The organism is Acidithiobacillus sp. TH-A36 (assembly GCF_057473445.1).
On sequence record NZ_JBYCKP010000381.1, the window covers coordinates 1 to 4,484 of the forward strand.

Annotated in this window: 7 protein-coding genes; 2 read left to right on the plus strand and 5 right to left on the minus strand. The window is 46.5% G+C overall.

All coding sequences use genetic code 11. The annotated features are described in order from the left end of the window. Positions 1–8 precede the first annotated feature (8 nt). Together AC2VLY_RS09905 and pgl are read left to right on the plus strand one after the other, a co-directional pair. On the plus strand, positions 9–149 hold the full coding sequence (locus tag AC2VLY_RS09905; RefSeq protein ID WP_486922195.1) for a VIT1/CCC1 transporter family protein: 141 nt from the start codon (positions 9–11) through the stop codon (positions 147–149). A gap of 24 nt (positions 150–173) precedes the next feature. Continuing rightward, positions 174–878 (plus strand): 6-phosphogluconolactonase, encoded by a 705-nt coding sequence (gene pgl / locus AC2VLY_RS09910; RefSeq protein WP_486922192.1) that lies wholly within the window; start codon positions 174–176, stop codon positions 876–878. A gap of 101 nt (positions 879–979) precedes the next feature. Here the strand turns inward: pgl and AC2VLY_RS09915 are convergent, their stop codons facing one another. The 5 genes from AC2VLY_RS09915 to AC2VLY_RS09935 all read right to left on the minus strand — a co-directional run. Beyond that, positions 980–2,158, minus strand: coding sequence for a DNA cytosine methyltransferase (locus AC2VLY_RS09915; RefSeq protein WP_486922193.1), 1,179 nt, complete (start codon positions 2,156–2,158; stop codon positions 980–982). 2 nt (positions 2,159–2,160) lie between these two features. Continuing rightward, the gene (locus tag AC2VLY_RS09920; RefSeq protein WP_486922194.1) at positions 2,161–2,799 is read right to left on the minus strand and encodes an Eco29kI family restriction endonuclease; all 639 of its coding nucleotides are present in this window, start codon (positions 2,797–2,799) and stop codon (positions 2,161–2,163) included. 106 nt (positions 2,800–2,905) lie between these two features. Next, positions 2,906–3,292 carry a tautomerase family protein gene (locus AC2VLY_RS09925; RefSeq protein WP_215887915.1) on the minus strand — a complete coding sequence of 129 codons (387 nt, stop codon included), beginning with the start codon at positions 3,290–3,292 and terminating at the stop codon, positions 2,906–2,908. An 81-nt stretch (positions 3,293–3,373) separates the two neighbouring features. Then, positions 3,374–4,222, minus strand: coding sequence for a GIY-YIG nuclease family protein (locus AC2VLY_RS09930; protein ID WP_215887914.1), 849 nt, complete (start codon positions 4,220–4,222; stop codon positions 3,374–3,376). Between the two features lie 71 nt (positions 4,223–4,293). Continuing rightward, positions 4,294–4,484 (minus strand): band-7 C-terminal domain-containing protein (locus AC2VLY_RS09935; protein ID WP_486892562.1); only part of this gene is annotated, 191 nt, incomplete at its 5' end.

Here is a 4,484-nt window from a genome sequence, read left to right on the forward strand (position 1 = left end):
TGATTCTTTTGGCTATACTGGGGGTCATCTCTGCCAAACTGGGTGGATCAAACCCTTTGAAGGGTGCCTTGAGAATCCTGTTTTGGGGCACAGTCGCACTCGCCTTTACGGCACTGATCGGTCACCTTCTCGGTCAGGCTATCGGCTAGGACTATTTTTCGGAGGTATTCAGCATGCTGGAAGAAAACTCACTACCAAGATGGCATATTTATCCAGACCAGGAACAGATCAGTACCCATCTTGCGGCGGCCATCACCCGCATGGCGGCCGAGGCCATCGCCCTGCGCGGTGCTTTTCACTTGGTGGTAGCGGGAGGCAATACGCCACGTGCCACTTATGCCCGGCTGCCGTCCATGGGCCGCGACTGGCAACGCTGGCATATTTATCATGGCGATGAGCGCTGCCTGCCACCCGAAGATCCCGAACGTAATAGTCTGATGCTTGCACAAACCTGGTTGTCCCAGGTACCCATTCCAGGCGCCCAGATTCATACCATACCCGCCGAAGCGGGAGCCAGTAAAGCGGCCCGCCGCTATGCTGCCATTCTGCCCGCACAACGTTTTGATTTGGTTCTTTTGGGTTTGGGGGAGGATGGACATACGGCCAGTTTGTTTCCCGGACATGACTGGGGACAGGAAAAAGGCAGTTCTCCCACCCTCAGTATTCTGGATGCTGCTAAAGCCCCCCCGCAGAGAGTCAGCCTCAGCACCTGGCGACTGCGCCACACGCACGCCCTGTTTTTTCTGGCCTGCGGCTCAGGAAAGCAGGACGCCATCGCTTCCTGGTTACGTGGTGAAAACATTCCTGCAGCAGTGGTGGGTCGTGGCGCTGATGTTTGGCTGGATAAGGCTGCATGGCCGGAAAGTCTGCCCAAGTAGGCTACTCTTTGTTGATGGCCTACTCTGCAGCGGTTTCGGGCTCACTGTGTCAGGGAAAGGCTCAGCGTGATTTGAAGGCTTATGCGAGTTAGTGTTTAAGTTCAGCGACTGACAACAGCGTAGCTGTTGATGGTCCGCTGGAACGATTTGTCCACCTGTTTTACCTGCAGGGTAGCCAGTAACTGTTTGGCGATAGCTTCTGCGAGTTTTACAGGAACCGCGTTCCCTATTTGTCGCATTGCCTCGCTCCAAGCTCCCGCAACTATAAAATCCTTTGGGAAGGTTTGAATTAACTTTGCTTCATATGTGGTGAAGTAACGGACAGTGCCATCTTCATAGCGAATCATATTCTCACCACCCGGAACGCCATGCCCCCCAGCTTTTATAGTTTTAGATGGTTGGTCGATTTCACTTCCGGTATGTCCGGGATAGATTTTAGCACCACCTTTGAAAATATGATCCGGGATATCATGCTTATCTTTTGGATGAGGAACACCAAGCAGAGCATCACGAACTGTCTGCCAGGGCGCACCCTCTGGTGGAAAAAATCCATATTTGCTCTTTAGCAGCTTTGAAAGTTCAATGTTTTTTCGAGATGAAATATTATGCTTTTCCCAATACTCTCCAGTTACAAACTTATCCCAGTTCAGCCTATCCTCTGTGTGAGTTGCACTTGGGAAGTTCCATTCTAAATCTAAGTCTGAACGAAGCCCAACGATGACAACACGCTCTCTTTTTTGAGGGACTCCATAGTCAGCGGCATTTAGTAACTTGTATGACACATCGTAATGGACACCGCGATATTGCATAGGGTTTAGTTTTTCCAACCTTTTCAGATGAATTTCCCAGCTTTCTTTATCGCATATCGTGCAATGCGGATACATTAAACGAAGCACTATGTAATTAAAATACTGAGAAAATGAGTCTCTTAATAACCCTTTAACATTTTCGAAAATGAATGCCTTTGGTTGCAAGTTTTCTATGCAGCGTATAGCGTAAGGAAACATATCTCTATTGTCCTGATGAGCCTTATGTTTTCCACCTAATGAAAACGGTTGGCATGGAGGACCGCCAGCAACAATGTCAATGTCTTCCAATAAATTTAGGTCAAATTCTAAAATGTCACCTTCAAAAACATAATGTTGGTAAAAATTTTTACGCAATGTTTCACATGCGTCTTTGTTGATCTCAACAAAATAAGAGTGTTCAAAACCCGCAATTTCCAGTCCTTTTGCCAAGCCTCCCGCGCCAGAAAATATTTCGAGAGTTTTCATCGTCATTGTTACTTGAACCTCTTAAGATGATTGTCAATTCGTGCAACAACATCATTTTTAGCATTTGGAATGCCATTCAACCTCTCCGCCCATACTCTGCCTGCATGAATCACATCCCAGTCTGAGCGAGCTTGTCCATATCTTCCCTTGCCCGGATCGTGATTACCAAAACCATCAACACAGGAATTCCAAAGAGGTTGGTTTAATTTGATCAAAGCAGCTTCGATTGAGCCAATCATGCCTGAACCTTCCTTCTCGAAGATGACAAATCTGCACGAGAAGTCTGCAATATTAAGTCCATCCCCAGCTATAATACTTCTGCTGTGTTCCCTTAAACGCCGGTATAACTCAGTTGATTGAGTTGTTTTAGAATCAGAAGTTCTTGACTGACGCCAACCCTCTGGAACCGCTTTACCAACATAAATAGGGAAATCATAGGATAGCCGGTTTAATTCTTTATACCGCGAATAAGTTGGATTTCCGCCAGTGTAGTAAAGTGCATAAACGCCAGTGCCAAGAAATCTTTCTGGAGGTGGCAGGTGATGTACAGGTGTACCATTGAAGAAGCGAACCGCATCCTTAACTAGTTCAACAAATGCTTCGTTGTGGTAAACGTGTTTATTTCTATTGAATGGCTCTCTAATCATTTTCTATCACTTTTGTCTTAGTGTTTTTCAAAGCAGGCTACGCCAGCCATCACCGGTGACAAAAAAGGAGCAAGGAAAAGTTTTTGGCATCCGGTTCCTGGTCTTGTTACACATTGACTGAATACTTGAGATCACGCGCTTCGTCTCCGGTCATACCCCGAAATCCCCAGCAATGAGCTGGCTGTTCCTTTATCGTCACTTCTATGTCCACAGGTGAAATGCCAAGCTCAGCCTCTATTTTTCTGAATAACTCCTTAATCAAAGCCTTTTGGGTCTCAGGGGTACGACCCTGCATCATATTGATCTCAATGACTGTATAAGCGGACGTTCTGCCACCTGGATAATAAAAATCCTCAGCATCCATTGGGATGAAACGATGAGCCCTCTTGTCCTCTGGCATGCCCAAGACTGACTGCATACACCCGTGAATGACTTCAGAAAGCTGGGCCTTGACCGGATTAAGGTGGTCCTTGATTCCATAGATGACTATCACAATGCCTCCTGCAATGTGTAACGTCCAAGCTGTGCGGCGCAAACAAAGCGTAGCGTAGTTTGCATCCGAACGAGCATCTTGTTATACGTTTTGTAGTTGTTTAAGTTGAATACCTTCTTTATTTACCCATGCTGTTAAGCCGTTGGCGCTGCCACCATGAATCGTTGCTGCAGCAGAACTCGGGCTGGTAAATTCGACATCCTTTGCAAAAACATATGCACCGTTTTTCTCGACAAGCGCCCCCTCCTCGATAAGTTTATTTCGTTGCATCAACACGCTCGGCCATTTTTGCGCTGATGCACGCTCTTCCAGAACAGCCTGAGAACCTTTGAGCACAACGATCCCATTAGGCGTCAAATATCCGTTTGCAGTTAGTCCTTTAATATTGCAGTTGAGAAGTTCCTTCTTCTGTTTACTATGCACTGTAGATGAGGACTTATCCAAGAAAGCTTCAACCCCAAGGACCGGAAGTATCTGCTGCATCTTTTCAAGAAATACCTCCATGTCTTCACGATCTGACTCTGGTAGCTTTGCACCACTGCCTTGATTGTTCATCACAATAGCTCGTTCAGTTGTACGCGCAATATGAATCAACCGTCCTTCGAGATATTTAATATGCGCCTTAGTCAGATTTTCATCCTTTGAAATAAAGAAAGTTATGTTGTTCCAGAAGTCTCTAGACAGATGTGACTTAATACGATCCTTAATGCACTCAGCCTCGCCAATGTAGATTGCACTTTTATTGGTCTCTGGATCAGTCCCGGAAAGAAAATAAACTCCAGATCCTTGTGATTCTTCACGCTCTAATACTTTCTCGAATTCACTCCTTGGCCCAGAGACTGCCTTTCCAGTCCAATTTGATAACTCGGCAGTCCGCAATCTTTTTGGATCACCATACGCGAGAAATATTTTAAGAGTTGCTGTTGGCACAAATTCTTCCTATGTATAACGTGATCGCGAAAAATAGCGATCAATACAGATCAGCTTCAAATGCCCGACGTTCATTCCGCAGCCGTCTTCTGCGACTGCTTAACCATAGAAAGCGCCGTACCCACCAAAGCGCCAATATTGCCGAGATCGGAAGGAATCACCAGGCTGGTACTGCTCTTGGCCAAATATCCCCACTTTTCGATGTAGTCCTTGGCGAGCTGCATTTGCAGGGCTTCGTAGCCTCCGGGTTCACGGGCTGCCG

What these genes read in the sequence shown, in the direction of transcription:
- pgl (WP_486922192.1), top strand. Translation starts at nt 174, where the DNA reads ATGCTGGAAGAAAACTCACTACCAAGATGGCATATTTATCCAGACCAG.
- AC2VLY_RS09915 (WP_486922193.1), bottom strand. Translation starts at nt 2,158, where the DNA reads ATGACGATGAAAACTCTCGAAATATTTTCTGGCGCGGGAGGCTTGGCA.
- AC2VLY_RS09920 (WP_486922194.1), bottom strand. Translation starts at nt 2,799, where the DNA reads ATGATTAGAGAGCCATTCAATAGAAATAAACACGTTTACCACAACGAA.